Annotated in this window: 1 protein-coding gene; it reads right to left on the bottom strand. The window is 41.0% G+C overall.

Translation table 11 applies throughout. From position 1 onward, the window contains the following. Positions 1-24: 24 nt before the first annotated feature. The gene (locus tag BEN26_RS13770) at positions 25-1,743 is read right to left on the bottom strand and encodes an IS1634 family transposase (protein ID WP_181482308.1); all 1,719 of its coding nucleotides are present in this window, start codon (positions 1,741-1,743) and stop codon (positions 25-27) included. Positions 1,744-1,789 lie beyond the last annotated feature (46 nt).

Raw genomic sequence — 1,789 nt, forward strand, 5'->3', positions numbered from 1 at the left:
TATGTCCAAGAGTTGTAGTGAAAATTACCCTTTTTTGACCTCTCCCAAAATTTTTTTTATTTCTCCAAGTGACATGTATTTCTTTCCGAATTCGATGTCTAATTCCTTACCGATGTCGGTCAGTATTTCGTCGTAATAATCAAACAGGTAATAATTATCTTGAATATGACTGCACGAGGCCTTTCTCAAACTTTCCAGCATCGCTGTAATCGAATATTTTCCTTTCAGGCGGTGTTCCAGTACCCTTGCAATCACAAGTGCAACAAAACAAGTTAGGAAATGGGCTTCAATATGCTCTTGAGTAGACAGGTAGACAGGCCTGCTTTCTAAATCGCTTTTGGTAACCTTGAAGGATTCTTCAATTTTCCAAAGTCCTCGATAGATGTCTACAATGCGTTCATCAGTTTCTTGATATTCACTGGTGATGATTGCATAGTAGCCGTCCAATTCCTCTTCCTGCCTCAACTTTTCTTCGTCAAAATGCAATGACTGCTTAGCATCTACTAGAATCTCTCCTGTTTTTGCATCAAAGGTCAAATTCTTCACATACTTGGCAGCGCCACCTGAAGTAGCTCGGTTATATTGCGAAGGATTTTGAATGAGGCTTTTGGCCTTTTCCACTGCTGAAGCGCGCTCTGCCCTTGCTTTCGCTGCATATTTTTCACTATAAAAAATGACTTGCTTCTCATCCACCGTTTTCTTTATCTTCTTCCCTCTAACTGACGTCACGCTAATCTCCCGGGGAACAAGTCTGGACTTAATTTTGAAATCCTCACTTATGCTCCTGTAGCCACTTGGATCAAGGACATAATTCTTGAAATCCTGATCCGCGCCGCGGATCGAATAGCTGAACACGTAGCCATTCTTTGCGGAGAGTGTATACCAGATATTATCCCCTGTCGTCATGCCTTTGTCTGCCACCACAACCGTTCGGCCAAGAGAGAATTGACGTTGTATCCTCCTAAGCATCGGAATCAAAGTTTGTTTATCAAGCATATTCCCTGGATAAAGACCGTATGTAATTGGAATGCCGTCAGTGTCCATGAAAAGTCCCATCTGCACGATGGGGTCTGGGCGGTGCTCTTTAGAGACACCTTTTTTCCTGAGTTCATCCGCCTCATCGATTTCAAAGTAATAATTGGTTACATCGTAATAGACTAAACTGGTATTGCGGTTATGTTGTCGCTTGATTCGTTCATGGAGCCATAGCTGGAGTGCATCCTTGTGCTTGTTGAAAAAGGTTAGACTGCGGTAGACATCGTCCAAAGTGAAGTTGCTTTTTTCAAAAAATGTCTCCTTGATTTCGTATGTTTTCTTCTTGGAAGCAGGGTAAAGCAAGCGGGAAAACACCAGAAGTTTCATGATACTATTGGCATCGTAATCATGCTTCGCATGGCGTTGCCTGTTGATGAGAAAGGTATGGATTCCAAGATCATGATAGATCTTACTCAATGCAGCATAACCGAAATTTTTTCGATTCGTTGAACCGATCGGGATATGCTCGTCCCGTTGGATAGTGAAAGAAATGGAAGAACGTTCAGAAGCGTATTGTTCGTTCATCTGTTTAATTTTTTCGTTAAAAAAAGCAATCGGATCATCGTATTGTTTTTCTAGTTCATCCAGATAACCAAGGGATTTGATGGTTCTGGATTTAGGGGATTTACTATTAGCATCCCGATAGCTCTGTACGATGGATAAATAAATGCGACCAGTTTTTTTATTTTTCACTTGTCTAAGAAACATGAACATGGCTCCCTTAATTGAATACGATTTTACCTTCATTATACCA

This window comes from Tepidibacillus sp. HK-1 (assembly GCF_001748485.2).
Taxonomy (GTDB): Bacteria; Bacillota; Bacilli; order Tepidibacillales; family Tepidibacillaceae; genus Tepidibacillus_B; species Tepidibacillus_B infernus.

Bases quoted from the DNA above. Each gene is read 5' to 3' on its own strand.
- BEN26_RS13770 (WP_181482308.1), bottom strand. From the start codon at position 1,743: ATGTTTCTTAGACAAGTGAAAAATAAAAAAACTGGTCGCATTTATTTA.